Annotated in this window: 25 protein-coding genes; 17 read left to right on the forward strand and 8 right to left on the reverse strand. The window is 72.3% G+C overall.

Features of this window, described 5'->3' with window-relative positions; genetic code table 11:
* Window positions 1-88: 88 nt before the first annotated feature.
* The 6 genes from ACN28F_RS05435 to ACN28F_RS05460 all read left to right on the forward strand — a co-directional run bounded on the left by ACN28F_RS05435 (window position 89) and on the right by ACN28F_RS05460 (window position 5,801).
* Window positions 89-946: a spermidine synthase gene (locus tag ACN28F_RS05435; protein WP_289206994.1), complete on the forward strand. Its 858-nt coding sequence runs from the start codon at window positions 89-91 to the stop codon at window positions 944-946.
* 80 nt (window positions 947-1,026) lie between these two features.
* The gene (locus ACN28F_RS05440) at window positions 1,027-1,722 is read left to right on the forward strand and encodes a sigma-70 family RNA polymerase sigma factor (protein WP_289206995.1); all 696 of its coding nucleotides are present in this window, start codon (window positions 1,027-1,029) and stop codon (window positions 1,720-1,722) included.
* Window positions 1,719-2,597, forward strand: a complete 879-nt coding sequence (locus tag ACN28F_RS05445) for an anti-sigma factor family protein (protein ID WP_289206996.1) — start codon at window positions 1,719-1,721, stop codon at window positions 2,595-2,597. The genes ACN28F_RS05440 and ACN28F_RS05445 overlap by 4 nt, the downstream gene beginning before the upstream one ends.
* 285 nt (window positions 2,598-2,882) lie before the next feature.
* On the forward strand, window positions 2,883-3,581 hold the full coding sequence (locus ACN28F_RS05450) for a hypothetical protein (RefSeq protein WP_289206997.1): 699 nt from the start codon (window positions 2,883-2,885) through the stop codon (window positions 3,579-3,581).
* A gap of 275 nt (window positions 3,582-3,856) precedes the next feature.
* Window positions 3,857-4,774 carry a Pecanex-like protein 1 gene (locus ACN28F_RS05455; protein ID WP_289206998.1) on the forward strand — a complete coding sequence of 306 codons (918 nt, stop codon included), beginning with the start codon at window positions 3,857-3,859 and terminating at the stop codon, window positions 4,772-4,774.
* Window positions 4,775-4,865: 91 nt separating this feature from the next.
* Complete coding sequence (locus tag ACN28F_RS05460; RefSeq protein ID WP_289206999.1) at window positions 4,866-5,801, forward strand: DNA-3-methyladenine glycosylase family protein; 936 nt, start codon at window positions 4,866-4,868, stop codon at window positions 5,799-5,801.
* A gap of 66 nt (window positions 5,802-5,867) precedes the next feature.
* Here the strand turns inward: ACN28F_RS05460 and ACN28F_RS05465 are convergent, their stop codons facing one another.
* The gene (locus ACN28F_RS05465) at window positions 5,868-6,398 is read right to left on the reverse strand and encodes a DUF1990 family protein (protein WP_289207000.1); all 531 of its coding nucleotides are present in this window, start codon (window positions 6,396-6,398) and stop codon (window positions 5,868-5,870) included.
* Window positions 6,399-6,536: 138 nt separating this feature from the next.
* Between ACN28F_RS05465 and ACN28F_RS05470 the strand changes: the two genes are divergently transcribed.
* The 3 genes from ACN28F_RS05470 (at window position 6,537) to ACN28F_RS05480 (ending at window position 10,335) form a co-directional block, all read left to right on the forward strand.
* Entirely contained in the window at window positions 6,537-7,550 is a 1,014-nt protein-coding gene (locus ACN28F_RS05470; RefSeq protein ID WP_289207001.1) for a class I SAM-dependent methyltransferase, read from the forward strand.
* Window positions 7,551-7,654: 104 nt separating this feature from the next.
* Window positions 7,655-8,740, forward strand: coding sequence for an ATP-dependent DNA ligase (locus ACN28F_RS05475; protein WP_421357148.1), 1,086 nt, complete (start codon window positions 7,655-7,657; stop codon window positions 8,738-8,740).
* Window positions 8,741-8,829: 89 nt separating this feature from the next.
* A complete protein-coding gene (locus ACN28F_RS05480) occupies window positions 8,830-10,335 on the forward strand; it encodes an alpha/beta hydrolase (protein ID WP_289211025.1) in 1,506 nt (501 codons plus the stop codon).
* Window positions 10,336-10,395: 60 nt separating this feature from the next.
* Here the strand turns inward: ACN28F_RS05480 and ligD are convergent, their stop codons facing one another.
* Window positions 10,396-11,439, reverse strand: coding sequence for a non-homologous end-joining DNA ligase (ligD, locus tag ACN28F_RS05485; RefSeq protein ID WP_289207003.1), 1,044 nt, complete (start codon window positions 11,437-11,439; stop codon window positions 10,396-10,398).
* 75 nt (window positions 11,440-11,514) lie between these two features.
* Between ligD and msrB the strand changes: the two genes are divergently transcribed.
* The 3 genes from msrB to ACN28F_RS05500 all read left to right on the forward strand — a co-directional run bounded on the left by msrB (window position 11,515) and on the right by ACN28F_RS05500 (window position 12,947).
* The gene (gene msrB / locus ACN28F_RS05490; RefSeq protein WP_289207004.1) at window positions 11,515-11,955 is read left to right on the forward strand and encodes a peptide-methionine (R)-S-oxide reductase MsrB; all 441 of its coding nucleotides are present in this window, start codon (window positions 11,515-11,517) and stop codon (window positions 11,953-11,955) included.
* Between the two features lie 126 nt (window positions 11,956-12,081).
* Window positions 12,082-12,342, forward strand: a complete 261-nt coding sequence (locus ACN28F_RS05495) for a Prokaryotic metallothionein (protein ID WP_289211026.1) — start codon at window positions 12,082-12,084, stop codon at window positions 12,340-12,342.
* A gap of 77 nt (window positions 12,343-12,419) precedes the next feature.
* Entirely contained in the window at window positions 12,420-12,947 is a 528-nt protein-coding gene (locus tag ACN28F_RS05500; RefSeq protein WP_421361273.1) for a GNAT family N-acetyltransferase, read from the forward strand.
* A gap of 97 nt (window positions 12,948-13,044) precedes the next feature.
* Here ACN28F_RS05500 and ACN28F_RS05505 read toward each other — a convergent pair whose 3' ends face one another.
* From ACN28F_RS05505 to hemE, 4 genes are all read right to left on the reverse strand, one after another.
* Window positions 13,045-13,419 (reverse strand): hypothetical protein, encoded by a 375-nt coding sequence (locus tag ACN28F_RS05505; protein WP_289207005.1) that lies wholly within the window; start codon window positions 13,417-13,419, stop codon window positions 13,045-13,047.
* A 118-nt stretch (window positions 13,420-13,537) separates the two neighbouring features.
* Complete coding sequence (gene hemQ / locus ACN28F_RS05510; RefSeq protein WP_282226433.1) at window positions 13,538-14,242, reverse strand: hydrogen peroxide-dependent heme synthase; 705 nt, start codon at window positions 14,240-14,242, stop codon at window positions 13,538-13,540.
* On the reverse strand, window positions 14,239-15,669 hold the full coding sequence (gene hemG / locus ACN28F_RS05515; RefSeq protein ID WP_289207006.1) for a protoporphyrinogen oxidase: 1,431 nt from the start codon (window positions 15,667-15,669) through the stop codon (window positions 14,239-14,241). Before hemG ends, hemQ begins: the two co-directional genes overlap by 4 nt.
* Before the next feature lie 72 nt (window positions 15,670-15,741).
* Window positions 15,742-16,818, reverse strand: coding sequence for a uroporphyrinogen decarboxylase (gene hemE, locus ACN28F_RS05520; protein WP_289207007.1), 1,077 nt, complete (start codon window positions 16,816-16,818; stop codon window positions 15,742-15,744).
* Window positions 16,819-16,973: 155 nt separating this feature from the next.
* Between hemE and ACN28F_RS05525 the strand changes: the two genes are divergently transcribed.
* Complete coding sequence (locus tag ACN28F_RS05525) at window positions 16,974-18,185, forward strand: RNA-guided endonuclease InsQ/TnpB family protein (RefSeq protein ID WP_421357149.1); 1,212 nt, start codon at window positions 16,974-16,976, stop codon at window positions 18,183-18,185.
* A 145-nt stretch (window positions 18,186-18,330) separates the two neighbouring features.
* The gene (locus ACN28F_RS05530) at window positions 18,331-18,903 is read left to right on the forward strand and encodes a DUF3000 domain-containing protein (RefSeq protein WP_289207009.1); all 573 of its coding nucleotides are present in this window, start codon (window positions 18,331-18,333) and stop codon (window positions 18,901-18,903) included.
* Between the two features lie 44 nt (window positions 18,904-18,947).
* Here ACN28F_RS05530 and ACN28F_RS05535 read toward each other — a convergent pair whose 3' ends face one another.
* On the reverse strand, window positions 18,948-20,126 hold the full coding sequence (locus ACN28F_RS05535; protein ID WP_289207010.1) for a S1C family serine protease: 1,179 nt from the start codon (window positions 20,124-20,126) through the stop codon (window positions 18,948-18,950).
* 227 nt (window positions 20,127-20,353) lie between these two features.
* Between ACN28F_RS05535 and ACN28F_RS05540 the strand changes: the two genes are divergently transcribed.
* On the forward strand, window positions 20,354-21,679 hold the full coding sequence (locus ACN28F_RS05540; RefSeq protein ID WP_421357150.1) for an HRDC domain-containing protein: 1,326 nt from the start codon (window positions 20,354-20,356) through the stop codon (window positions 21,677-21,679).
* Window positions 21,680-21,789: 110 nt separating this feature from the next.
* Here the strand turns inward: ACN28F_RS05540 and galE are convergent, their stop codons facing one another.
* Window positions 21,790-22,791: a UDP-glucose 4-epimerase GalE gene (galE, locus tag ACN28F_RS05545; RefSeq protein WP_289207011.1), complete on the reverse strand. Its 1,002-nt coding sequence runs from the start codon at window positions 22,789-22,791 to the stop codon at window positions 21,790-21,792.
* Between the two features lie 243 nt (window positions 22,792-23,034).
* On the opposite strand from galE, the gene ACN28F_RS05550 reads away from it, so the two are divergent.
* Window positions 23,035-24,249: a thiolase family protein gene (locus ACN28F_RS05550; protein WP_421357151.1), complete on the forward strand. Its 1,215-nt coding sequence runs from the start codon at window positions 23,035-23,037 to the stop codon at window positions 24,247-24,249.
* Window positions 24,249-26,318: a 3-hydroxyacyl-CoA dehydrogenase NAD-binding domain-containing protein gene (locus ACN28F_RS05555; protein WP_289207013.1), complete on the forward strand. Its 2,070-nt coding sequence runs from the start codon at window positions 24,249-24,251 to the stop codon at window positions 26,316-26,318. Before ACN28F_RS05550 ends, ACN28F_RS05555 begins: the two co-directional genes overlap by 1 nt.

Below are 26,318 nucleotides of genomic sequence, written 5' to 3' on the forward strand. Positions count from 1 at the left end.
TCCCCCATTGGGCGTCGAGCCTGTCGGCAGCCGGGCGTTGCGCCGGTCCCCCGCCGGCTGTCCGGTGCGGTACCGGCATACTGCCACCGTGGGCCGCGCTCGTAGGACAGCACCGCCGCCGGTCCAGGTCGACACCGGCACCGCGCAACTCGTCGCGGACCCGGACCGCCGCCGGGGTTACACCCTGCTGCTGGACGGCACCCAACAGTCACATGTCGACCTGGACGATCCGACGCACCTGGAGTTCGAGTACGTCCGGCGGATCGCCGCCGCCGTCGACCTGGCCGCCGAACCGGGCGTACCGCTGCGGGTCCTGCACCTGGGCGGTGGTGCGTTGACCCTGCCGCGCTACCTGGCCGCGACCCGACCCGGGTCGCACCAACGGGTGGTGGAGATCGACGCCGCGCTGACCGAGCTGGTCCGCCGGGAACTGCCGTTGCCGGCCGACCGCAACCTGCGGGTCCGGGTCGGCGACGCCCGTACCGCGGTCGAGCAGGCCCGCGCCGGCAGCTACGACCTGGTGATCGCGGACGTCTTCTCCGGTGCCCGTACTCCGGCGGGGCTGACCTCGGTGGAGTTCGTGACCGAGGTGGCCCGGGTGCTCGCCCCCGGCGGGCAACTGGTGTCCAACGTCGCCGACGGGCCGCCGCTGCACTGGGCCCGGCGACACCTGGCGTCGGTCCGCCAGGTGCTGCCCGGCATCTGCCTGATCGCGGACGCGGCGGTGCTGCGACAACGCCGGTACGGCAACCTCGTGGTGGTCGCCGGACGCACGCTGCCGCAGGTCGCTGAGCTGACCCGGCGCGCCGCCGGGGACTGGTTCCCCAGCCGGGTGGTACACGGCGCGGCACTCGACCAGCTGATCGCGGCGGCGGCGCCGATCGACGACGCCACCGCGCAGCCGTCGCCGCCACCACCCGACGGAACTTTTCCGCATGGGCTTTGATCCGTCCGCCGGTCGGTTCCGTATCTGGAGGTGGGCCCCCAGCCGCGGGCCGTCAGGTGACGTCGGATGGAGGTCCTGCGATGTATGCGGTCGCGAGCGGCTGGCAGGCGGAGACGGTCCGGCCAGGCGTGACCGGCAGCGGGTCGCCGGCCATCAGGGCCATGCAACGTTGGCAGACCATCGACGGGAGGGCGGCCGAGCGCGATGATGAGCCGGTGACGTCACGGACTGCAGGCAGCCGGCACCAGGCCGGGACGCCGGAGTCCAGCCACGGGGACGATCTCGTCCGCACGCTGTATGCCGAGCACGCCCGACCCCTGTTGGGGTTCGTGCTCCGGCTGACCGGGGGGGACCGGCAGCGGGCCGAGGACATCGTCCAGGAGACACTGCTGCGGGCGTGGCGCAACGCCCACCGGCTCGGTGCCCAGGGGCAGGCGTCGTTGCGCCCCTGGCTGGTCACCGTGGCACGGCGGATCGCCATCGACGACCACCGCAGCGAGAAGGCCCGGCCGACCGAGGAGTACGACCGGGACCTGGAAAGTTTCGCCGAGTCCGACGGCACCGATCAGGTGCTGCGTCAGATGACGGTGACCGATGCCATGCGGACGTTGAGCCAGCCGCACCGGGAGATCCTGATCGAGACGTACTTCCGGGGACGCACCGTCCCCGAGGCGGCACAGGAGCTTGGTCTGCCACTGGGTACCGCGAAGTCGCGGGTCTACTACGCGCTACGTGCGCTGCGGACGGCGCTGCAACAGCGGGGGGTAACGGAATGACACGGTCCGCGCACTGGGACGTCGGGGCGTACGCGCTGGGCGCGCTCGACGCCGACGACGTCGAGCGTTTCGAGGAGCACCTCGCGGGCTGCTGGGCCTGCGCCGCCGAACTCGAGTCCCTGATCCCGATCGTCGGGCTGATGTCCACGGTCGACATCAGCCAACTGGAGGGCAGTTCCGCCCTCCCTTCGCAGAGCCCCACCGGTGTGGACCTGCCTGGTGGGGCGACCGGCAGCGCCGACGACGTGCCGCCGCCCGGCTGGGCCGGCGGCGAGTCCGGCACCGACCGGCACCGCGACCATGGTCAGGTCCTTCCGCTCGACCTCGCCCGTAGCTCCCGCCGTCGGCGGCTGGCCAGCCGACCGGTACAGATCGCTGCCGGGTTCGTCCTGATGGCGACTCTGACCGGCGGCTCGTTCCTGGTCGGCGCGCAATGGTTCGGCGCGGACTCCGCCACGGTGCCGCAGGCCGGCGGGGAGGTCTCGGCCACTGCCGGTCCGTCTCCGCTCGGTCCACAGTCCGGGGTCGGCGGGCCGGAGGTGACCGGGGAGAAGTTCAGCACGGTCGACCCGACCACCGGGGTGGAGGCGGACGTGGTGCTGGAGGAGGCCGGGTGGGGCACCCAGGTGTCCTTCGCGCTACGCCGGGTGCCAGGGCCGATGCAGTGCCGGCTGGTGGTCATCCGGGCCAGCGGCACCGCCGAGGTGCTCTCCACCTGGGCCGTGCCGGAAACCGGTTACGGCACGCCCGAACAGCCGGCCCCACTACTGCTCACGACGTCCACCGCAGCACCACGCGACGATATCGAACGCATCCAGGTGCAGGCGGTCGACCAGTCCGGCGTGGCCACGGCACTCGTGACGGTACCGGTCTGACCGGGGGTCTCGACCATTCCCACATCGACAACAGAATCAGGTGTGACGCCGACAGTCCGTGGGTGTCCGGAGCAAATGCCGGACACCCACGGACTGTCGGCGTTTTGCGGACCGTCCGGCAGCCGGATCCGCCTGACCGGCGACGCAGAAGCAGCCGACACGCAGCCCGGCAGCACCTGGTTCAACCAGCACATGTGAAATTGTGCACTCGCTATTGCCGATCCAATCCTGCGGATGGTGCGTACCTCTAGATGAAGCCCGATGTGGACGAATGAGGGAGGGCACGTGGCACTGGGAAAGCGGACCGTCATAGTCGCAGGCGCGCTGGCGGCACTCGTGTTGCCGGGTTGCGCCCCGGCAGGTTACAACCCGGACGACTTTGGCGGCGCTCAGGCCCAGCCGGTCGTCAACGCGGCGAACGCGGCGCAGGCTTCGGCCGCGCCCGAGCCGGTCGACACCGATGACGTCGCCGTCGACGTCGCCGACGAGGACCTCACCAAGGAACTGGTTGGCAAGGCTGTCGACAAGATGGGTAACGTCGTCACGGACGAGGACGGCTGGCTGCTCTACCGCTTCGAGAACGACACCGACGACCCGCCGGCGTCGAACTGCGAGGGCGACTGCGCCAAGATCTGGCCGCCGGCCCTGACCGACGGCGACCCGATCCTGTCCGGAGTGGACGAGGAGCTGGTCGGCACGGTGAACCGGCCCGACGGCACCCGGCAGCTGACCATCGACGGATGGCCGATCTACTACTACGCGGGCGACGAGAAGCCCGGCGACTGGAAGGGCCAGGGCGTCGGTGGCACCTGGTTCGTCGTCCAGCCGGACGGCTCGAAGAACCTGGAATGCCTGCCGGAGGGCACGCCGAAGCCGATCGCGGTGCCGGACGGCGACGGCCGCGACAACATCAAGGGCCTCGACAGCAAGGACTCGGACAAGGACGCCGACTCCGACAGCGACTCGGGCGACTACGACTACTGATACCCCACGGCGCCCGTGATTCGCGGCGGCCGGTCGTTGCCAGGGAGGGCGCGGCCGGCCGCCGCTTCGTTGTGTGCGCACTGTCGGCATGCCGCATCATCGGCAAGCTTGAAATCGACATTAATTGCCGCCTAAGTGTTTCGCATTTACCGGAAGGATTGTTGACTGTCGTCGAGTCACCTTCGTACGGTCGGTCTCCGCGAACAGACATCGCAGCACCGACCGCGTTGCACCGGACGCCCTCGGTCGGGGTCCGATGAAAGAGGTGGCATCACGTGAACCGTTCACCGCGCCGACGGCGTACCGACGATCGACCTGCCCGACGCGGCAGCACCCGGACCCGCGTACTCGCGGTGGCCATGATGCTCGCGGTCTTCGGCGGAGTCGTCGCCGTAACCCAGATCTCCTCCGCCGGGACCCGGGGCGACCGGGACCGGGACCGGGACCGCCGGGACCGCGCCGTCGCCTGTCAGAGCGCACCGGACCCGGCCGCATCGACCGATCCGGCCGACACCGGCACCACGGTGGACGAGTTCGGGGTCCGGCACCACTGGGGCGACGGCCAGCGTGGCCCGACCGGCGGCCGGGACGCCTGTCCGCAGCCGTCCGCCGAGGGCACCGCCACCGCCGTGCCGGCCCCCGACGCACTGGAGATTCTCGGCGACGACTGCTCCGGCAGCGATCTGCCACCGCACGACGGGTTCCAGGTCGGTGACCGCTGCGTGAGCACGGCCTTCGGCGAGGTCGGCGACGCCGACAACAACCCCCAGCTCATGATCGTCTCGGCGCCTGACCGGGTCCGGTCGAACGAGCCCTTCACCTTGCGGATCAGCACCCGCAACCTGGTCCGGGACCGGTTCCTGCCGGCCGGGCAGGGTGGTTACTACCTGGAAAGCTCCTTCCTGAACGAGGACGGGCTGACCCGGGGGCACTTCCATACCGCCTGCCGGATGCTCACCAGCAACCGCACCGCACCCCAGCCCGGACCGGTGCCGGCGTTCTTCGTTGCCACCGAGGACGGCCGGGGCGGTGCGGATGCCGACGAGGTCACCGTCGAGGTTCCGGGCCTGCCCGGCCCTGGCGTGGCACAGTGCGCGTCCTGGGCCGGCGACGGCTCCCACCGGGTGCCGATGATGCAGCGGGCCAACCAGATCCCCGCCTTCGACGTGGTCCGGGTGCTGGTCACCCGATAGGCGCCCGGTGGTGCACCCACTGGGCAACCGGTGCGGGTCGCCAGCCGGGGCGGTGGCCGCCCGCACCACACCGGCTGGCACAGTGGCGGTCATGGCCGGGCACGAGCGGGTGGACAGGTCGGCGAGCCGGCAACGGATTCTGCGGCCACCGGCCGGTTACCACCTGGCCCGGTCCGTGCGTCCGCTGGCGATGGGCCGGTTCGACCCCTGCGCCCGCTGGCACGCGGACACCTTCTGGTGGACCGCCCGTATGCCGAGCGGTCCGGCGACACTCACGCTGCACCGGCGCGGCGGCGAGCTGATCGCCACCGGGCACGGCCCCGGCGCGGCCGACGTCGTCGACATCGCCGACGCGGTCGCCGGGCTCCGCGACGACGTCGACGGATTCCGTCCGCTCGCCCGACGCCACCCGGTGGTGCATGCCCTGGCCCGCCGCTACGCCGGGGTCCGGCTGCCCGCGACCGGCGCGGTGTTCGCCCGGGTGCTGCGGGCCGTCCTGGAGCAGAAGGTGACCGGGGTCGAGGCCTACCGCGGGTACGCCGCCACCGTACGCGCCTTCGGGACACCGGCACCCGGGCCGGCGGCCGGCCTGTGGGTCACCCCCGAACCAGCGGTGATCGCGACGACCCCGTACTGGAAGTTCCACCCGCTCGGCATCGAGCAGCGCCGGGCGCAGACCCTGTGCCGGGCGGCGGCCGTGGCCGACCGGCTGGAGGCCAGCGTCGACGCGGCGACCGCGACCAGCCGACTGACGAGCCTGCCCGGAATCGGCCCGTGGACCGCCGCCGAGGTGGTCCGGGTCGCCTTCGGCGCGGCGGACGCGGTGAGCGTCGGGGACTTCCACCTGCCGAACACGGTCGCCTGGGCGCTGGCCGGCGAGGCACGCGGCGACGACCAGCGGATGCTGGACCTGCTGGAGCCGTTCCGTGGCCACCGGGGACGGGTCTGCCTGCTGCTGGAGCTGGCCGGCCTGGCGGCCCCCCGGTTCGGCCCCCGCGCACCGCTGCGGTCCTTCGCGCGGTTCTGACCGCGTCGGCGGCCGGGCCCCGGTGCAGCCCGGGCGCACCGGATCAGCCGGCCCCTCCGCAGCGGATCAGCGGGTCAGCCGGCGCAGCGCGACACCCAGTCGCCAGGCGTAGAGATGCTGGGCCGCCACCGCGACCGGGCCGGCGAGCCGCATCGCCGGTGCCACCGGTCGGCTGAACGCCACCACGGAGAACCACACCCGGTCACCGGCCCGCTCCACCAGGAAGGCCTCCTCGCCGCTGGCCGGGTGCCCGTCGAGCGTGCCGTAGGCGAACCCGACCCGGTCCGCGGTGTCGGTCGCCCACACGACCGCGCACGGCGCGGTCATCCGCAGCGGACCCACGCCGAGGCTGACCGTGACCTGCACACCGGGTTCGGCGCGTGGTGCCGAGGCGGCGACCCGGGCCCCGGCGGCCCGGTGCATCCGCCAGGTGAGCACGGCCCGTCCCGCACGGTCGAAGGTGCCTGGTCGTAGCGCCGTCCGGTAGCGCAGATGGCGGTAACCGGCGGGCAGGGCCGGGTAGGGCCGGTGCCCGGCCTCGGCGGTACGCAGCAACTGGCTGGTGGCCCCGGTCTGCGGATAGGTGAAACCTGACATCCGGTTCGCCTTTCTCAGGCACCTGCCGCCACCGTTGACAAGCAGTCGGGACAGGCGGTGCGCGATGCGGTACGCACCTCGAATTGTGCCCGCGACGAACCGTTGATGTTTCCACATTTGGCGGTAAGGTCTCCGGACATGACGGCGCTCACACCGGTCCTGCCCGACCTGAAGGCGAACTACCTTCGCACCGGCTTCCATCGGGTCCACGGCTGGCTGAACCCGTCGACCGCCGTCTACCTGAGCGGCATCGAGACCGCGCAGCGCGCCGACGGTATCACCGGCGATGTCGCCGAGATCGGGATCCACCACGGCAAGTCGTTCCTCTGTCTCGCGCTCGCCCTGCCGACGGACCAGCGGGCGGTCGCCATCGACGTGTTCGGCGACCAGTCGGCGAACGTGGACCGGTCCGGGTACGGCGACCGGGACACGTTCGAGCAGAACCTGGCGACCTACGGTGCCGGCGACAACGTCGACATCCTGCAGACATCCAGCCTGGAGCTGGAACAGACCGGATTCGTCTCGGCCGGCCGCCGGTTCCGGATCTTCTCCATCGACGGCGGACATACCACTGAGATCACCGAGAACGATCTCCGGATCGCCGAGCAGACGGTCACCGAGCGCGGAATGGTCGTTGTCGACGACATTCTCAACCGGCACTGGCTCGGTGTGATCACCGGCCTCTTCCGGTACCTCGAGCACGGCGGCAGCCTGGTGCCCGCCGTGCTGGTGCCCAACAAGCTGATCCTCGCCACCTCGGTGGAGCAGGCCAAGCAGTACCGGGCGATGTTCGCCGAGCACTTCGCCGCTACCCGGGAGAAGGCCGACGTACCGCTCGCCGGGCATCAGGTCGACATCTACGCCGACCGCCCCTGGCTGGTGCGCGGCGAGAACGGCGAGTCCGGTCCGATCCTCGAGCACGAGCCGATGTCGACCATCCCGACCGCCCGGCTGAGCGAGCTCGAGGAGCAACTGCGGTCCAGCCGTGCCGAGCTCGACCGCACCAAACGGCAGCTCAAGACCGTACGGCAGGAACTGCGCGCCGCCGCCGTGCCGTTGTACCGCAAGGCCGCCCGCCGGATGCCCTGGCTGGCCCGTCCGGTCCGGCCGGTGTTCCGGCGGGTACGCGACGTGTGGCGGCGTTTTCACTGACGGGACGGCCGTGACCGCGAGACGGGAACGCCGGTGACGGCCCGGTCGGAATCGCCGGCCACGACGGGGCCCGGACCGTCGGGGCGGGATGGTTCACTGGTCCGGTGAAACTGCCGATCCCCTGCCCGATCGAACCGATGCTGGCCAGGCCGGTCACCACACTGCCGGTCGCCGACGGGCTCAGCTACGAGCCCAAGTGGGACGGCTACCGGTGCGTCATCTTCCGCGACGGCACCGAGGTGGAGCTGGCCAGCCGTGGCGGCAAGACCCTCACCAGGTACTTCCCGGAAGTGATCACCCAGGCGCTGGCGCAGTTGCCACCCCGGGTCGTCGTCGACGGTGAGCTGGTCGTGATCCGCCCGGAGGCAGACCGGTCACGGCTGGACTTCGACCTGCTCGGGCAGCGCATCCACCCGGCGGCGTCGCGGGTCCGGCTGCTCGCCGAGCAGACCCCGGCCTCGTTCGTCGCCTTCGACCTGCTCGCCCTCGACGACACGGCCCTGCTCGACGAGCCGTTCCGCATCCGGCGCGAGCGGTTGACCGACGCCCTGGCCACCGTCACCGCCCCCATGCATCTGACGCCGGTCACCACCGACCCGCAGACCGCCCGGCAGTGGTTCGACATCTTCGAGGGCGCCGGCCTCGACGGGGTGATCGCCAAACCGGCCGGGCTGCGGTACGAACCAGGCAAACGGTCGATGTTCAAGGTCAAGCACGGGCGTACCGCCGATGTGGTCGTGGCCGGATTCCGCTGGCACAAGTCCGGCCCGGTGGTGGGTTCACTGCTGCTCGGTCTCTACGACGACACCGGCACGCTGCACCACGTCGGGGTCTGTGCGTCGTTCACCGCGGCCCGGCGGGCCGAGCTGGTCGAGGAGCTGGCACCACTGCGTACCACCGCAGCCGAACACCCGTGGGTCGGCGGTGACGGGACCTCCGGGCAGCGCGTGCCGGGAGCGCCCAGCCGGTGGAGCGGCGGCAAGAACCTCGAATGGCAGCCGCTGCGACCCGAGTGGGTCGCCGAGGTCGGCTACGACGCGATGGAGGGTGACCGGTTCCGGCACACCGCACGGTTCCTGCGCTGGCGCCCGGACCGCGATCCCGCCTCGTGCCGCTACGACCAGCTCGTCCGGCCGGTACGCTTCGACGTCGACCGGGTGCTCGCCGGCGACCCCACCGGTCGACGGTGACCAGGCGCGGCGGCCTCCTGCGCCCGCGACCGCCCTCGCCCCGGCGCGGCCGCCGGCTGACCGTCGCCGCCGCCGTACTGGCCGTGGTCATGGCCGGGCTCACCGGCTGCACCACGAGCGACGGCCCCGGCGCGGCACCGCCGGAGGGGTCGGGCCACCCGGATGCCGGCGCCACGACCGGGCTGCCCTGGCGGCCCTGCCCCGAGGTTGCCGGCCAGTGGTCCGGCGAGGTCGGCGACGACCTGCGCTACGACTGCGCCACGCTCGACGTACCGGTCGACTGGGCCCTCGGCCCGGCCGCCGGAACCCTGCCACTCGCGCTGCTGCGGGTGCGTTCCGCCGCGCAGCGGGACCGGATCGGCACGCTCGTGGTCAACCCCGGTGGCCCGGGCGTCTCCGGGGTCGACGCCGCCGCGCGGCTGGCCCTGGGCGAACGGTCCGGCGGCCTGCCGGACGCGGTGCTGCGCCGCTTCGACGTGGTCGGTTTCGACCCGCGCGGGGTGGCCCGCTCCGCCGGTGTGGACTGTGGGGCCGACGCGGACTGGGACGCTGTCTTCGGTGCCGACCCGGACCCCGACGACGACGCCGCCTTCGCCGCCGCCGCCGAGGTGAACCGGCGGATCGCGGCCGACTGCGCGGCCCGCCACGGCGACCGGCTCGCCGCCTTCTCCACCCATCAGACCGCCCGGGACCTCGATGCGGTCCGGGCCGCTGTCGGCGACGAACGACTCACCTACCTCGGCTACTCGTACGGCAGCCTGCTGGGAGCCACCTACGCCCACCTGTTCCCCGAGCGGGTCCGTGCCCTGGTCCTCGACGGCGCGATCGATCCGCAGCAGGATCCGGTGGCCGGCTCGCTGGGCCAGGCCGCCGGTTTCGAACGTGCCTTCGACGCGTTCGTCCGGTGGTGCGCCGCCACCCCGGCATCCTGCCCGATCAGCACCGACCCCGCCGGCACGCTCGACGACGCCGTCGACCGGGCCAGTACGAAACCGGTGGCGTCGGCCGACGGACGGACGGCGACCCCCGGATGGATCTTCTACGCCGTGGTCGCCTCGCTCTACGACGACAGCGGCTGGCCACGGCTGGCCCGTGCCGTGGCCGCGCTGCGCGACGGCGACCCGGCACCGGTGTTCGCCCTGGCCGACGCCTACACCGGCCGGGACGCCGACGGCGGCTACGACAACCTGTTCGCCGCCAACCTGGCGATCAACTGCGCCGACGCCGAGATGCCGCTGCGCCCGGCGCAGATCCGCGCGCTGCAGCAGCAGTGGCGCCAGGAACACCCCAGGTTCGGCCCGGCGCTGGCGGTCGGCCTGCTGGCCTGCGCGCAGTGGCCGACCGCCGCCGACCCGTATCCGGTCGGCGCGGCGGCCGGTGCCCCACCGATCCTGGTGGTCGGCACCACCGGCGATCCGGCCACCCCGTACGAGCAGGCCCCCCGCCTCGCCGAGCTACTGGGCACCGGAGTGCTGGTGACCTGGGAGGGCGACGGGCACACCGCGTACCCGCACGCACCGTGTGTGGCCGCGGCGGTCGACGCGTACCTGATCGATCTGACCGTGCCCGCCGACGACCTGCGCTGCCCGGCCTGAGCCGGCACCCTGACCGGTTCCGGCACGCCGGACCGGTTTGGGGCCGGGCGGTTCCGCAGGTCAGCCAGGCGTGTCCGGACGGGCCCGCGAGGGCTGCACCCGCCTCGGTTCGCCGGGCATCTTCGGATGATCCGGCGGGTACGGCAGGTCCCCGCCCCGGCCGTCCCGCTCGTCGCGGTCGGCCCACTCCAGCAGCGGGCCGATGTCCCACGGCGTGTCGTCGATGCCGGCGTGTGGGTCGCCCCGCCCGGCCAGCCGGGGCGGCACCGTCCGCAGGTCGAAGTCGTCCGGTTCCACCTCGGTCAACTCGTCCCAGCTCACCGGGGTGGAGACGGTGGCGCGGGCGTTGGCGCGCAGCGAATAGGCGCAGGCGATGGTGCGGTCCCGGGCCATCTGGTTGTAGTCGACGAAGACCTTCTCGCCGCGCTCCTCCTTCCACCACGAGGTGGTGACCAGGTCGGGGCGGCGACGCTGCACCTCGCGGGCGAACGCGATCACCGCCCGGCGTACCTCGGCGAACGACCAGCGGGGCACGATCCGCAGGTAGACGTGCACCCCCCGGCCGCCGGAAGTTTTCGGGTAGCCGACCGCGCCGAGTTCGTCGAGCAGCGCACGCACCTCGCCGGCAGCGGCGACCGCATCGGCGAAGTCGGTGCCCGGCTGCGGGTCCAGGTCGATCCGCAACTCGTCCGGCCGGTCGACGTCGGCGGCGCGCACCGGCCAGGGGTGGAACACCACCGTGCCCATCTGCGCCGCCCAGGCCACATGGGCCAGGTCGGCGGGGCAGAGTTCGTCGGCGGTCCGGCCGCTGGGAAAGGCGATCCGGGCGGTACGCAGCCACGGCGGCACGCCCCGGGCCGGCACCCGCTTCTGGTAGAACATCTCCCCGTCGACGCCGTCCGGGAAGCGTTGCAGCGTCGTCGGGCGGTCCCGCAGCGCCCGCAGGATCCCGTCGCCGACGGCCAGGTAGTAGTCGAACACGTCCTGCTTCGTGTAGCCCGGACCGGGGAAACAGACCCGGTCCGGGCTGCTCAGCCGCACCTGATGGCCCGCCACCTCGACGGTGGTCGCCGACGTCCGGATACTGCGGCTCGTGCCAGCCATACGCCGACAATAGGTCAGCGGACCCGGGTTCGCCGCCCCGACGCGTCGGGGCGGCGTCCGCCGTACCGTTGAGGCATGACCGACGACAAGGTTGACCTGCCCCGCACCGGCGACCGGCCGCGGACCGCCGACCTGCCCCACACCGACGAGCAGTGGCGGGCGAGGTTGAACCCCGAGCAGTTCCGGGTGCTGCGCCAGGCCGGCACCGAACGGCCCTGGTCGGGCGAGTACGTCGAGACCACCACGGTCGGTACGTACCACTGCCGGGCCTGCGACGCGCCGCTGTTCACCAGCGACACCAAGTTCGACTCGCACTGTGGCTGGCCGAGCTTCGACGAGGCACTGCCCGGCGCAGTGCGTTACATCGAGGACCGGTCGCACGGCATGGTGCGCACCGAGGTGCGCTGCGCGACCTGCGATTCGCATCTGGGCCACCGCTTCGACGGCGAGCGGTACACCTCGAAGAACGCCCGGTACTGCATGAACTCGGTGGCGCTACGGCTCGAGCCGGCCTGACCACGGACCCCACGGTCGCCCGGTCACCGACGTACCGCTGGTCGGTCGGTGGTTTTTTTCCGGATTGCACCGCCCCGTTACGGCCGATGACGCACGCTGCGAGGAGGCCGACGTTTGGGGGACATGATGGCGACCTGTGAGGTCTGCGGCAACGACTACTGGATGGCGTTCGACATCCGGACGGTGAGCGGGGACACCTACACCTTCGACTCGTTCGAGTGCGCGATCCAGCTCCTCGCACCGATCTGCGAGCACTGCCAGTGCAAGATCGTCGGGCACGGCGTCGAGGTGTCGGGCCGGTTCTTCTGCTGTGCGCACTGCGCCCGCACCGTGGACCAGGAGACCGGCGCGCAGGTACGCGACGCGGTCGGTAGCCGACCGGGCTGATCGGCGTATCATCGCTCGGCGTGCCCGCCGAACCCGCCCTCACCTCACATGTCGCACATACCGTCGAGCTCGATCCGATCACCCTCTACCAACTGCTGAAACTCCGGGTCGACGTCTTCGTCGTGGAGCAGGAGTGCGCGTACCCGGAGCTGGACGGGCGCGACCTTGAGCCGCAGACCCGGCAGCTGTGGCTGGCCCGGGCCGGAGCGCTGGTCGCCTGCCTGCGCCTGCTGACCGAACCGGACACGGACCAGGCCGGACCAGACACGGACCAGGCCGGACCAGACACGGACCAGGCCGGACCAGACACGGACCAGGCCGGACCAGACACGGACCCGGCCGGCGGTGGCCGGGTTCGTCGGATCGGCCGGGTGGCGGTGGCCGCGCACGAACGCGGCCGAGGCCATGCCGACCGGCTGCTCGACGCCGCCCTGGCGATCGCCGGTGACCAGCCGTGTGTCCTCGACGCCCAGGCCCACCTGACGGCCCTCTACGCCCGGCACGGATTCGTCGTCGCCGGCCCGGAGTACGTCGAGGACGGAATTCCGCACGTGCCGATGCGTCGGCCACCCGGGGTCCACGGCGGGACGCGGCACGCGAAGTGACGCCCGCCCCGCGGTACGCCGAGTGGCCGGCGGCCGAGTGGACGATACCGTCCACCGCGGCCGCCGGCCCCCTGCTCGGCAGCACCGGACCCGAGGGTCAGTGGTGCCGCTCGCCGGAGTTGCGCCACGCGCTACCGGCCTTGGCCAGACCACGGCTCACGATGTAACCGATGGTCAGCAGGGCCACATACCACCAGGCGGTGCTGGCGGGGAAGGGGTCCCCGACGCCGGCCGTGCCCTGCACGCCGTCGATGTCGGCGTTGACGACCTGGGAAGCCAGCAGTACGCCGACCACGGCGATCAGGTAGACGTAGAACTCCGTACTCCTGAATGCCGACTTGGTCTCGGTGCCCGGTGCCATCGCCGGCCGCATCCCGGCATTCATGTCGCCCATCCGGGTGGCGGTGGCGGACTGCTGGTCCATCATCGGCCGGTTCATAGCGGTGTCGCGGGTCGGAGCTTGCGTACTCATCGTGCCCTCCTCCGGATCAGATGAGTGGTTCTCCGGTCCGGTCGGTACGGCCCGGTCGGCCGAACCAACCTCGGGGGGCACGTTCCTGGTACCCACCGTCGCCCGGCCACCAACCCGATCAGGGCAGGTTGTTCACCAGATCGGCGACCGGGCGCCGCCGGCCGGTGAAGAACGGCACCTCCTCGCGGACGTGCCGGCGGGCCGACGAGGCGCGCAGGTCCCGCATCAGGTCGACGATCCGGTGCAGTTCGTCGGCTTCGAAGGCGAGCAGCCACTCGTAGTCCCCAAGCGCGAAGGACGCAACCGTGTTGGCCCGTACGTCCGGATAAGGGCGGGCCATCTGGCCGTGTTCGGCCAGCATCGCCCGACGCTCGGCGTCCGGCAGCAGGTACCACTCGTACGACCGGACGAACGGGTAGACGCAGATGTACGGCCGGGGCTCCTCGCCGGCCAGGAACGCCGGCACATGGCTCTTGTTGAACTCGGCCGGCCGGTGCAGCGCCATCTGGGACCAGACCGGGACGAGATGGCGACCCAGCGCGGTGCGGCGCAGGCGCCCGTACGCGTCCTGCAGGTCGTCGCTGTCGGCGGCGTGCCACCAGATCATGATGTCGGCGTCGGCGCGCAGCCCGGCGACGTCGTAGGTACCGCGTACCGTGACGCCCTTGGCAGTCAGCTCGTCGATCAGCGACTCGACCTCACCGATCAGCCCGTCGCGCAACGCCGGCAACCGCTCGGCGACCCGGAACACCGACCACATCGTGTACTGGATCGTCGCGTTCAGCTCCCGCAGCCGCGCCGCGTTGCTCTGCTCGCCGCTCATCGGCGTACTCCCTCCAGGGTGGTGACAATCTCGTCGGCGGCGTTCTCGCCGGACCGTACGCACACCGGGATGCCGATCCCGTCGAAGGCCGCACCGGCCAGCGCAAGCCCCCGCTGGGTGCCGCGCAGCGACCGCCGGGCCGCCGCGACCCGGCCCAGGTGCCCCGGCGGGTACTGCGGCAACGCGCCGCCCCAGCGCTGCACGTGCGACTGCGCGACGGCCGGCAGCCGCGCCCCGGTCAACCGGCCCAGCTCGGCGTGCGCGGTGGCGACCAGTTCGTCGTCGTCGCGCTGCAGCAACTGCTCGTCGCCGTGGCGGCCGACGGAGGCCCGCACCACGGCGAGCCCGTCCGTACGACGCAGGTGGGCCCATTTGGTGCTGAAGAACGTGGCCGCCTTCGTCGTGGTGCCTTCGGTCGCCGGCACCAGGAAACCGGACAACTCCGGCAGGTCAGGGGCGGGCAGCGCCAGGGTGACCAGGGCGATGCTGGCGTAGTCCAGGGCGCCGACACCGACGGCCGCGGCCGCGTCGACCGCCGCGAGCAACCGGGCGGCCGGCCGGGCCGGCACGGCGAGCACGACGGCGTCGGCGTCGATCCGCTCGGCACCCCGGGTCGGTCCGACCACCAGCCGCCACCCCGTCGACGTAGCCGCCAGCTCCCGCACCGTGGCACCGGTGCGCAGCGTGACGTCGACCGGGCCGCCGCCGGCGGTCGCCGCCTGCGCCACGGCGGTCACCAGCCGGCTCAGTCCACCGTCGATGCTGGCGAAGACCGGTGCACCGGCGGCGGGCGGTCGGGCCGCCAGGGCCGCCCGGACCGCCGCGCGCAGGGTGTGCTCCCGGCGGGCGGCGGCGGCCAGCCCGGGGATCGTGGTGGCCAGCGACAACGTGTCGGCGCGGCCGGCGTACACCCCGCCGAGCATCGGATCGACGAGCCGTTCGACGACGTCGTCACCGAGCCGACGACGGACCAGTTCCCCTACCGCGACGTCGGCGTCGGGGCCGAGCAACGGCCGGCCGTCGTCGGGGTCGAGGTTCTCGTCGGCGCGGGCCACCGCCGCGATGGCGGCAAGATCTCCGGGTACGCCGATCAGCGTCCCGCCCGGCAGCGGCCGCAGCTGCCCACCGATGGCCAGGGCGGCCTGGCCGACCGCCGGATGCACCAACTGGTCACCGAGGCCGACCCGGCGGGCCAGGGCCAGTGCCGCAGAGTCCCCACCGGCGGGATCGCGCATCAGGAACGCCTCAGCCCCGCGCTCCACCGGCAGCCCGGCGAACTGCCCGGTACGCAGCTTGCCGCCCAGCTCACCGGACTGTTCGAAGAGCGTGATCCTGGTGCCGGCCGGGCAGCGCTCGCGCAGCCGCACCACTGCGGCCAGCCCGGCGATCCCGCCACCCACCACGGCTATCCGCCACGGTTGCTGCATACCGCCACCTTGCCACCCCGGGCCGGCGGGGTCGCCGGCCGCCTTGCCGTGTTGTGACCTGTCGCGCCGCGCTCAGCGGGCCGACACGGTGTGGACCAGCTCGACCACCCGGGTCAGCACCTCGGGGTCGGTTTCCGGCAGTACGCCGTGGCCGAGGTTGAACACGTGGCCGGGCGCGGCGAGGCCTTCGGCCAGCACCCGCCGGACCTCGGTCTCGATCACCTGCCACGGTGCCAGCAGCAGGCACGGGTCGAGGTTGCCCTGGACCGACTTTCCTGGGCCGACGCGTACCGTCGCGGCGTCCAGTGGGGTACGCCAGTCGACGCCGACGACGTCGGCACCGGCCTCGGCCATGGCACCGAGCAGTTCGGCGGTGCCGACCCCGAAGTGGATCCGGGGTACCCCGGCGTCGGCGAGGGAGTGCAGCACGGTCACCGAGTGCGGCAGGACGTAGCGGCGGTAGTCGGCCTCGGACAGCGCGCCGGCCCACGAGTCGAACAGTTGCACCGCCGACGCTCCGGCGGCGACCTGCACCCGCAGGAACTCGACGGTGATCTCGGCGAGCCGCGCGCAGAGCGCGTGCCAGGTCTCCGGGTCTGCGTACATCAGCGCCTTGGTGCGGGCGTGGGTCCGCGACGGTCCGCCCTCGACGAGGTAGCTCGCCAGGGTGAACGGCGCACCGGCGAAGCCGATCAGGGGGGTGGCGCCGAGTTCGGCGACGAGCAGCCGGACGGCCTCGTCGACGAAGCCGACGTCGTCGAGGCTGATCCGACGCAGCCGGCCCACGTCGCCGGCGCTGCGGACCGGGTGGGCGATGACCGGTCCGGTGCCGGCCACGATGTCCAGCTCGACGCCGGCCGCCGCCACCGGTACGACGATGTCGCTGAACAGGATCGCGGCATCCACGCCGTGCCGGCGTACCGGCTGCAGGGTGATCTCGGCGACCATGTCCGGTTGCCGGCAGGCCTGCAGCATGCCGGTCCCGCTGCGCAGTTCGCGGTACTCCGGCAGCGACCGGCCGGCCTGGCGCATGAACCACACCGGTGTGTGCGGTACGGGTTCGCCCCGGCAGGCCCGGACGAAGGCGGAGTCGGCCGGGGTGGCGGACGCGGCGTGTGGGGCGGTGTCGCCCGGTGTCGTCGTGGTCATCGGAGTCCTTCCGTGGATACTTCGGCCTTCAGGCCGGAGAGGAAACGGAACCCCTGCGGAGCAGGGCAGGGATAGCAGGTCCGCCGCCGGGGCGGATCGGCGTCCGCCCACACGCCACCGGAAGGCTCACCGGTCGGATTGTTAGACTGTGGACTGTGTCCAGGACCGTGAAGCGGGCGTTCAGGTACCGCTTCTACCCGACCTCCGAGCAGGCGGGCGAGCTTGCCCGGACGTTTGGTTGTGTCCGGCTGGTCTACAACATGGCACTGGCCGCCCGCACGCAGGCGTGGACCCGACGCCGGGAACGGGTCACCTACCACGCCACGTCGGCGATGCTGACCGGGTGGAAGAAGACCGACGAGTTCGCGTTCCTCACCGACGTCTCCTGCGTCCCTCTGCAGCAGGCGCTGCGGCACCTGCAGACTGCGTTCGCTAACTTCTGGGCGAAACGGGCCCGGTACCCGACCTTCAAGTCGAGGAAGAAGTCGCGGCGGTCGGCAGAGTACACCGCCAGCGCGTTCCGCTGGCGCGACGGCCGGCTCACCCTGGCGAAGATGTCCGAACCGTTGGACATCGTTTGGTCGCGTCCGCTGCCGGAGGGTGTGGCGCCGTCGACGGTGACGGTGTCGCAGGACGCGGCGGGCCGCTGGTTCGTGTCCCTGCTCTGCGACGACCGGATCGAGCCGGCCCCGGCCTCCACTGCTGTGGTGGGGGTCGACGCCGGGCTCGACAGCCTGTTCACCCTGTCGACCGGGGAGAAGATTCCCAACCCGAGGCACGAACGCCGCGACCGGGCCGCCCTGGCCCGCGCCCAGCGCAACCTGGCGCGTAAGACCCGAGGTTCGGCGAACCGGGCCAAGGCCCGACTCGTGGTGGCCCGGGTTCATGCCCGGATCGCCGACCGCCGACACGACCACCTGCACAAACTCACTACTCGGCTCGTTCGTGACACCCAAACGATCGTGATCGAGGACCTGACCGTCCGCAACATGATGGCCAACCACAGCCTGGCCCGCGCCATCTCGGACGCGGGCTGGCGGCAGTTCCGCACCATGTTGGGGTACAAGGCGGACTGGTTCGGCCGGGACCTGGTGGTCGTGGACCGCTGGTTCCCGTCGACCCGGCTGTGCTCCGCCTGTGGTGCTCTGGCTGACCGGATGCCGTTGCAGGTGCGGTCGTGGACCTGCCGGTGCGGGCAGGCCCACGACCGGGACGTGAACGCGGCCCGCAACATTCTCGCGGAGGGGCTCTCCGTGACTGCCTGTGGAGGCGGTGTAAGACCTCACCGGGAGTCCTCCTCTCGGACGGGGCGGTCGTCGGTGAAACAGGAAACCCCGAGGGTGACCAAGGGAATCCCCGTCCGTTAGCTTCAGGGCGGGGAGGAAGTCAACGGCGCCATCGTGCCACGACTGCCTGGGCGATCAGCGGCGACGCCGACGATCGGGCGTGGCACCGGCCCGGTACCGGCGCGCCGGGCCCCATCCGGCGTGGGATTCGGCCTAGGCTGCGGTCATGGCCCCCCTTACCGCGTTGCCCGAGGCGTTCGGCCGCGCCGTCGCCGGACTGCGCGCGGCCGCTCCGCGTCAGGAGATCCAGGTCGAGGAGGTCGGTGCGCCGCAACGGCTGGCACCGTACGCGTTCGCGATGAGCGCCACGGTGCTGCGATCGGCGGAGGAGGTCGCCACCGGTCGGCTGGTCCTGCTGCACGATCCGGCCGGGCACGACGCCTGGCAGGGGACGCTGCGCCTGGTGACCTACGTCACCGCCGACCTGGAGGTGGACCTGGTCGCCGATCCGCTGTTGCCGACGGTCGGATGGACCTGGCTGACCGACGGTCTGGACGCGCACGGGGCGACGTACACCGCGCTGGGCGGCACCGTGACCCAGACCTGCTCGACCCGTTTCGGTGAGCTCGCCGGTCAACCGGCCGGCGGCGACATCGAGATCCGGGCCTCCTGGACCCCGCTCACCACCGCCCTCGACGCGCATCTGCTGGCCTGGTGCGACCTGCTGGCGTCCACCGCCGGGCTGCCGCCGCCGGGGGTGACGGTGCTGCCGGGCCGGTGGCCGGCCGGCGCTACCTGACCGGCCCGGCCGCACCACGTACCGGACCGACTGGGCGGGCCCGGTCAGCACAGGTCGAACGCCTCGCAGGCTGTCTGGATCGGCACCGCCAGTCCGATCCCTTCAGCGTCCCGGGCCTTCGCGGTGGCGATGCCAACGACCTGCTTGCTGCTGTTGATCACCGGGCCACCCGAGTTGCCGGGGTTGATCGGCGCGTCGAACTGGATGACCGGCCCCGAGCCGTCGTCGACCTCCCGGTAGGCGCTGACCACTCCGATGGTGACGCTGTCGGCGAGCCCGAGCGGGGCACCCACCACGACGATCTGCTGACCGGAGCGGACCGGCTCGACCGCCGCTTCGAGCCCGGCGTACGACTCGGTGGTGCGCAGCTGGGCGACGTCGATCTCGTCGTCCACGGCGACGATCGCCGCCTCGATCCGCTGCCCGTCGCGTTCCAGGAAGACCCGGCGGTTGCCGGCCAGGTAGCTCGACTCGACGACGTGGTAGTTGGTCAGCAGGTCGGTGCCGTCCGGCCCGCCCGGACCCACCGCGAAGGCGGTTCCGGTGAACCGACCGGCGGCGACCCGGAACACGCTGGGCAGCGCCGACTCGGCGATCGCCTCGGGGTTGAAGGCCGCACCGACCGCGCGCTCCAACTCGGCGGTACGGGACTCCACCAGGTCGAACCGCTCGGCGTCGGCGCCCTGGGCCTGGGCCAGCCGCTGGTCGGCGTCGGCGAGCCGACCGGTCAGCTGGTGGATCTGGTAGCCCTGGAATCCGACGGCCCCGGCCAGCGCCAGCGTCAGCAGCAGCGCGGTGCCGCCCAGCCAGTTGCGTCGGGGTGGTGCGACCCGGCGCAGCTGGTCCGCCGGCGGGGCCCACGAACCGGGTTTGTCGCTGCCCGCCGAGGTGAACTCGCTCGGGGCCGGGGCGGCGAAGGTGACCGGTGCGGTCGACGGGGCTGCTGCGGTGGACGGGGCTGCTGCGGTGGACGGATCCGGGGCGACGGGGGGCGGGCCGGTGTGCCACGGCAGCGGACCGGCCCGTGACGGCAGCGGGGTGCTGCCTGACCGACCCGTCAGCGGCTCCCCCGGCGCGAACGCCGGCGGCGTGGCAGGTGCGGCGTGCCGCGGGCCGGGCAGCGGCGCGTTCGTCGACTCCGGTCGGGGCAGTTGCGAGGTTGTCGGCTCCGGATTCGTCGACTCCGGACCAGGCGCGAAGGGCGCGTCGTACCCACTGGTCATCCTTGGCAGCCTCTCCTCCACTGCGGCAGCCGGCCCACCTGCCGCCCGAAGCGGCGATACGACCGTACCGGGCAGTACGGTGTTTGTCGTCACCTCGCACGCCGAGATCACTGATTGCCCGGTCCGGCCGACGGGGATGGCGCTGCCGGTGACGTGCACGGGTGGTGGGCCGACGCGCCGGGCGGACCTGGCGACGTCGGCGGCAGGCCGGGCACTAGGGTTGTCAGGTGACCGACGAATCCCCCCTGCGCCGTCGGACCGCGCAACGCCCAGCAGGGAGCGAGCCGCACCACCCGCTGGAGCGACCGGCGGCGTCCGAGGTCGCAGGGGCTCCTACCGCCCCGGCCGACGGGCCCGTACCGCTGACCGCTCCCCGCGACGGCACTCCCGCACCGGTGGCCACCGTCGACGCCCTCGCCGAGGTCGTGGACCGCTTCGCCGCCGGCACCGGGCCGGTCGCCGTCGACGCCGAACGCGCGTCCGGATACCGCTACAGCCAACGGGCCTACCTGGTGCAGCTGCGCCGGGCCGGGGCCGGTACGGCGCTGATCGACCCGCTGCCGTTACCGGACCTGGCCGCCCTGGACGCGGCCATCGCCGACACCGAGTGGGTGCTGCACGCCGCCAGCCAGGACCTGCCCTGCCTGGCCGACCTCGGGCTACGGCCGCGCCGGTTGTTCGACACCGAGCTGGCCGCCCGGCTCGCCGGCTTCGAACGGGTCGGTCTGGCGGCGTTGACCGAAGCCCTCCTCGGGTTCTCGCTGGAGAAGCACCATTCCGCCGCCGACTGGTCGACCCGGCCGCTGCCGGAGTCCTGGCTGACCTACGCGGCGCTGGACGTCGAACTGCTCACCGACCTGCGCGACGTCCTCGCGACGGAGCTGCGGCGACAGGGCAAGTGGGACTGGGCCGCCGAGGAGTTCGCGGCACTGGTCACCTGGGGCAGCCAGCCGCCGAAGGTGCGGGCCGAACCGTGGCGGCGGACTTCCGGTATCCACCGGGTCCGCGGTGCGCGGGCCCAGGCACGGGTACGGGCCCTGTGGTACGCCCGGGACGAGATCGCCGCCCGCCGTGACTCGGCGCCGGGCCGGGTGCTGCCGGACGCGGCGATCGTCGCGGCCGCCGAACTGGATCCCAGGGACGAACGGGCGCTGCTGGCGCTGTCCGGTTTCAACGGCCGGTCGGTCCGCCGCCTGGCCCGCATCTGGCTGGACGCGTTGGCCACCGCCCGGGAGCTACCCGACGACGCGCTGCCGGTGACCCCGGTGCTGGACGGGCCGCCGCCCCCGCACCGCTGGGCAGAGCGCGACCCGGTGGCGGCGGCCCGGCTGGCGCGCTGCCGGGAGGTCGTGGTGCGGACGGCGACGGCGCACACGCTGCCGCCGGAGAACCTGATCGCCCCGGATTCGATCCGCCGGCTGGCCTGGACCCCGCCGGAGGATCTCGACGAGGAGTCGGTGGCTGCGACGTTGCGGGGGTTCGGTGCCCGCGCCTGGCAGGTGTCACTGATCGTGGCCGAGCTGACCACGGCGCTGCGTGCACCACAGGGGTGATCCGACGGTAACGGACGACCCGGTTGGTAGGTGACCGGCACCCCGTCGGGTGCCGGTCACCCCGGTCGGCCGGCACCGTGCAGGTCGGCCGGGCGCCGGCACCGTGCAGGTCAGCTACCGAGCACCTCGTCGCGCTTGGCCGACCAGGCAAGCGAGTGTCGGATTCCGTCGGCGATCGACAGCTCCGGCTTCCAGTCCAGCAGCTGCCGGGCACGCACGCTGCGGGTGTAGGAGCCGGCGGCGTCTCCCGGCCGAGGGCCGGTGACGTCGACCCGCAACGGCCGGTCCACCACCGAGCGGAACGCCTCGACGAATTCGCGGACCGTGGTGCCGTCGCCGGTGCCGAGGTTGAGCACGTCGTAGCGCTGGTCGGCACCGGGCGGCAGGATCTCGTCGAACCGGTTCAGCGCCTGGACGTGGGCCCGGGCGAGGTCCCAGACGTGGATGTAGTCGCGGATGCCCGAGCCGTCGCGGGTGGGCCAGTCCACGCCGGTGATGCTGAACTCGGCGCCGGTCTCGACCGCGGTGATCAGCCGTCCCAACACGTGCGTGGGCTGCCGGATCTGCAGCCCGGTCCGCAGCTGCGGGTCCGCGCCGATCGGGTTGAAGTAGCGCAGCGACAGTGCCCGCAGCGGCAGCGCGGCGGCGCAGTCGGCCAGCAACATCTCCATCACGGCCTTGGTCCGGGCGTACGGGCTGGTGGGCTCCAGCGCGGAGGACTCGTCGACGGAGAAGTCCTCGCCGGGCCGGTAGATCGACGCCGACGAGCTGAACAGGTACCGCTGGGCACCGTTGCGGACCACGTGCTCGATGAAGTCGATCGACTTGGCGACGTTCTCGCGGTAGTAGCGCAGCGGCTCGGCGACCGACTCGGGGACCACGATGAGCGCGGCGGCGTGCACGACGGCGTCGATGTCCGGGTGGTCGGCGAAGATCCGGTCGACCAGCGCCCCGTCGGCGATGTCGCCCTGGTAGAAGATCCGGTCGCGGGTGAACTCGATGCGCCCGGTGACCAGGTTGTCCAGCAGTACGGGCACGTGGCCCTCGTCCAGGCAGGCGGAAGCGATCGTGGAGCCGATGAAGCCCGCGCCCCCCGCGATCAGAACCTTCACCGCGCGTCTCCTCCGTGTCGATCGGGCCGGTCGGCGGTCCGCCCCGGCAACCGGTTCGCGCCGATCGGGGCGCGCTGTCCGGTTGGGCCCGTGCGAGTGGCAACAGGCTACCCGAGCCGGTTCGGGCCACACCTGGAGCACCCGGTGTGGCCCGGACCACACCGGGCCGCCCCACGTGCGATAGTTACCGACAAGTAGCATTGGGGTCTGCCCCGCGTACCCGGCCCGCCAAGGAGGCCCATCGTGCCGCGTGAAGTCCGGGATGTCGTCTTCGTCGACGGCGTCCGCACCCCGTTCGGCAAGGCCGGCGGGATGTACGCCCACACCCGCGCCGACGACCTCGTCATCCGCTGCATCCGCGAGCTGCTGCGGCGCAATCCGCAACTTCCCCCCGACCGGGTCGAGGAGGTCGCGATCGCCGCCACCACCCAGACCGGCGACCAGGGACTGACCATCGGCCGCACCGCCGCTCTGCTCGCCGGGCTGCCCAAGACCGTGCCCGGCTTCGCCATCGACCGGATGTGCGCCGGCGCGATGACCGCGGTCACCTCGGTGGCCGGCGGCATCGCCATAGGTGCCTACGACATCGCCGTCGCCGGTGGGGTCGAACACATGGGCCGCCACCCGATGGGTGAAGGGGTCGACCCGAACCCGCGCATCCTCGCCGAGAAGCTGGTCGACCCGTCCGCCCTGGTGATGGGGGCCACCGCAGAGAACCTGCACGACCGCCTGCCCGGCATCACCAGGGCCCGCACCGACGCGTACGCGCTGGCCTCACAGATAAAGACCGCCAAGGCGTACGCCAACGGCAAGCTGCAGCCCGACCTGGTCCCGGTCGCGATCCGCGACCCGGAGACCGGCTGGGGCCTGGCCACCGTCGACGAGGCCCCCCGGGAGACCTCGCTGGAGAAGCTGGCCACCCTCAAGACGCCGTTCCGGCCGCACGGTCGGGTCACCGCGGGCAACGCCGCCGGGCTCAACGACGGGGCCACCGCCAGCGTGATCGCCGCCGAGGACGTCGCCCGCGAGCTGGGTCTGCCGATCGCGATGCGGCTGGTTTCGTACGGCTTCGTCGGCGTCGAGCCGGAGGTGATGGGCGTCGGGCCGATCCCGTCGACGGAGAAGGCGCTGCGACTGGCCGGGCTGAGCATCGACGACATCGGCCTGTTCGAGCTCAACGAGGCCTTCGCCATCCAGGTGCTGGCCCTCCTCGACCACTTCGGCATCGCCGACGACGACCCCCGGGTCAACCCGTGGGGCGGCGCCATCGCGATCGGGCACCCGCTGGCGTCGTCCGGCGTACGGCTGATGATCCAGCTGGCCCGGCAGTTCGCCGAGCACCCCGAGGTGCGCTACGGCATCACCGCGATGTGCATCGGCATCGGCATGGGCGGCACGGTCATCTGGGAGAACCCGGCCTGGACCGGTTCGGCGCAGCAACAGGAGGGCGGCAACTGATGACGGCGTTGGAGAACCCCCAGGAGCTGGTCACCAAGGCCCTGGTACGCCAGGTGAACGTGCCCGGCCTGGACCGACCGGCCGCGCTGATCACCCTGGACAACGGCCTGGACCACCGCAAGCCCAACACCTTCGGGCCGGCCGGACTGGCCAGCCTGGACGCGGCGATCACCGAGGCGCTGGCCGGCGAACCCGCCTTCGTCGCGGTCACCGGCAAGCCGTACATCTTCTGTGTCGGTGCCGACCTGACCGCCATGCCGATGGTCACCAGCCGCGACCAGGGCCTGCAGATCGGCCGCCTCGGCCACCAGGTCTTCGCCCGGCTGCGCGACAGCGCGGTGCCGACCTTCGCCTTCGTCAACGGCGCCGCCATGGGCGGCGGCCTGGAGCTGGCCCTGCACTGCCACTACCGGACGCTGTCCGGCGGCGCCGCCGCGCTGGCGCTGCCGGAGGTCTCCCTCGGGCTGATCCCCGGCTGGGGCGGCACCCAGCTGCTGCCGAACCTGATCGGCATCCCGGCCGCCGCGCAGGTGATCATCCAGAACCCGCTGATGCAGAACAAGATGCTCAAGCCGAAGCAGGCCGCCGACATGGGCATCGCCGACATTCTGCTGGAACCGGCGGACTTTCTGGAGCGCTCGTTGGAGTGGGCGGCCGCCGTGGTCCGCGACGAGGTCACCGTCACCCGCCCGGAGATCGACCGGGAGATGTGGGACGGCGTGCTCTACTTCGCCCGCCACCAACTGGACCAACGACTGCACGGTGCCGTGCCGGCCGCGTACCGGGCCCTTGACCTGCTCGCCCTGGCCAAGGAGACCCCGTTCGCCGAGGGCACCGCCGCCGAGGACGAGGCCCTGGCCGACCTGATCGTCTCCCCGGAGCTGCGCAGCGGGCTGTACGCCTTCGACCTGGTACAGCGACGCGCGAAGCGCCCGGCCGGGGCGCCGTCGGCGGAGCTGGCCCGACCGGTGACCAAGGTCGGCATCGTCGGTGCCGGCCTGATGGCCTCCCAACTGGCGCTGCTGTTCGCCCGGCGGCTGCAGGTGCCGGTCGTCCTCACCGACCTCGACCAGTCCCGGGTCGACGCCGGCGTGGGCTACGTGCACGCCGAGATCGAAAAGCAGGTCGGCAAGGGGCGGATGGACACCGGCACCGCCGCCAAGCTGCTGGCACTGGTCAGTGGCTCGGTCGACAAGGCCGCCTTCGCCGACGCCGACTTCGTCATCGAGGCGGTCTTCGAGGACCTCAAGGTCAAGAAGCAGGTGTGGGCCGAGGTGGAGGCGATCGTCTCGCCGGAGACGATCCTGGCGACCAACACCTCGTCGCTGTCGGTCTCCGAGATGGCCGCCGAGCTGACCCACCCCGAGCGGGTCGTCGGCTTCCACTTCTTCAACCCGGTCGCTGTCCTGCCGCTGCTGGAGATCGTCCGGGGCGAGCGGACCGACGACGCCACCCTCGCCACCGCGTTCGCCGTCGGCAAGCAGCTGCGCAAGTCCTGCGTGCTGGTCAGCGACGCGCCCGCGTTCGTGGTCAACCGGTTGCTCACCCGCTTCCTCGGGGAGATCTTCGCCGCCGTCGACGCCGGCACCCCGCCGGACGTCGCCGACAGCGCGCTGGACCCGCTCGGGCTGCCGATGCGGCCGCTGGCCCTGCTGCAACTGGTCGGCCCGCCGGTCGCCCACCACGTCGCCGGTACGCTGCACGCCGCGTACCCGGACCGGTTCGCGGTCAGCGACAACCTGCGGCGGATCGCCGAGTCCGGGCTGCCACTGATGGTCGACGACGAGATCAACCCGGCGATCGCCGAGCTGTTGGTGATCGGGTCGCAGCCGCTGGACGCCGAGGCCGTCCGGCAACGGGCGCTGGACGCGCTGGCGCAGGAGGTCCGGCTGATGCTCGACGAGGGCGTCGTCGCCGCACCACACGACATCGACCTGTGCCTGCTGCTCGGCGCGGGATGGCCGTTCCACCTCGGCGGCATCACCCCGTACCTGGACCGCACCGGCACCGCCGAACGGGTCACCGGCCGCCGGTTCCTGCCGGCCGGAGTGGCCAGCCTGCCGGCCTGA

This window comes from Solwaraspora sp. WMMA2101 (genome assembly GCF_049179175.1).
Lineage (GTDB): Bacteria > Actinomycetota > Actinomycetes > Mycobacteriales > Micromonosporaceae > Micromonospora_E.

Bases quoted from the DNA above. Each gene is read 5' to 3' on its own strand.
- ACN28F_RS05440 (WP_289206995.1), top strand. From the start codon at position 1,027: ATGTATGCGGTCGCGAGCGGCTGGCAGGCGGAGACGGTCCGGCCAGGC.
- ACN28F_RS05445 (WP_289206996.1), top strand. From the start codon at position 1,719: ATGACACGGTCCGCGCACTGGGACGTCGGGGCGTACGCGCTGGGCGCG.
- ACN28F_RS05460 (WP_289206999.1), top strand. From the start codon at position 4,866: ATGGCCGGGCACGAGCGGGTGGACAGGTCGGCGAGCCGGCAACGGATT.
- ACN28F_RS05465 (WP_289207000.1), bottom strand. From the start codon at position 6,398: ATGTCAGGTTTCACCTATCCGCAGACCGGGGCCACCAGCCAGTTGCTG.
- ACN28F_RS05470 (WP_289207001.1), top strand. From the start codon at position 6,537: ATGACGGCGCTCACACCGGTCCTGCCCGACCTGAAGGCGAACTACCTT.
- ACN28F_RS05480 (WP_289211025.1), top strand. From the start codon at position 8,830: ATGGCCGGGCTCACCGGCTGCACCACGAGCGACGGCCCCGGCGCGGCA.
- ligD (WP_289207003.1), bottom strand. From the start codon at position 11,439: ATGGCTGGCACGAGCCGCAGTATCCGGACGTCGGCGACCACCGTCGAG.
- msrB (WP_289207004.1), top strand. From the start codon at position 11,515: ATGACCGACGACAAGGTTGACCTGCCCCGCACCGGCGACCGGCCGCGG.
- ACN28F_RS05495 (WP_289211026.1), top strand. From the start codon at position 12,082: ATGGCGACCTGTGAGGTCTGCGGCAACGACTACTGGATGGCGTTCGAC.
- ACN28F_RS05505 (WP_289207005.1), bottom strand. From the start codon at position 13,419: ATGAGTACGCAAGCTCCGACCCGCGACACCGCTATGAACCGGCCGATG.
- hemQ (WP_282226433.1), bottom strand. From the start codon at position 14,242: ATGAGCGGCGAGCAGAGCAACGCGGCGCGGCTGCGGGAGCTGAACGCG.
- hemG (WP_289207006.1), bottom strand. From the start codon at position 15,669: ATGCAGCAACCGTGGCGGATAGCCGTGGTGGGTGGCGGGATCGCCGGG.
- hemE (WP_289207007.1), bottom strand. From the start codon at position 16,818: ATGACCACGACGACACCGGGCGACACCGCCCCACACGCCGCGTCCGCC.
- ACN28F_RS05530 (WP_289207009.1), top strand. From the start codon at position 18,331: ATGGCCCCCCTTACCGCGTTGCCCGAGGCGTTCGGCCGCGCCGTCGCC.
- ACN28F_RS05535 (WP_289207010.1), bottom strand. From the start codon at position 20,126: ATGACCAGTGGGTACGACGCGCCCTTCGCGCCTGGTCCGGAGTCGACG.
- ACN28F_RS05555 (WP_289207013.1), top strand. From the start codon at position 24,249: ATGACGGCGTTGGAGAACCCCCAGGAGCTGGTCACCAAGGCCCTGGTA.